Here is a 248-nt window from a genome sequence, read left to right as displayed (position 1 = left end):
TCGGTAGCTCAGTCGGTAGAGCAGAGGACTGAAAATCCTCGTGTCGGCGGTTCGATTCCGTCCCGAGCCACCATTTTGAAGTCGCAAGCCGGCTTAGCTCAATTGGTAGAGCAACTGACTTGTAATCAGTAGGTTGGGGGTTCAAGTCCTCTAGCCGGCACCACTTTCAAAATGAGCCATTAGCTCAGTTGGTAGAGCATCTGACTTTTAATCAGAGGGTCGAAGGTTCGAATCCTTCATGGCTCACC

Annotated in this window: 2 tRNA genes; both read left to right on the top strand. The window is 50.8% G+C overall.

The window, feature by feature from the left end:
• Positions 1-87: 87 nt before the first annotated feature.
• Positions 88-163, top strand: a tRNA-Thr gene (locus tag JDS80_RS30980).
• A gap of 10 nt (positions 164-173) precedes the next feature.
• Positions 174-246: transfer RNA gene (locus JDS80_RS30975), tRNA-Lys, on the top strand.
• Positions 247-248 lie beyond the last annotated feature (2 nt).

Source organism: Bacillus cereus group sp. N8, from assembly GCF_016483685.1.
Taxonomy (GTDB): Bacteria; Bacillota; Bacilli; order Bacillales; family Bacillaceae_G; genus Bacillus_A; species Bacillus_A proteolyticus.
Note: the sequence above shows the minus strand (reverse complement) of the source record. Positions and strands in the feature narration are given on the sequence as shown.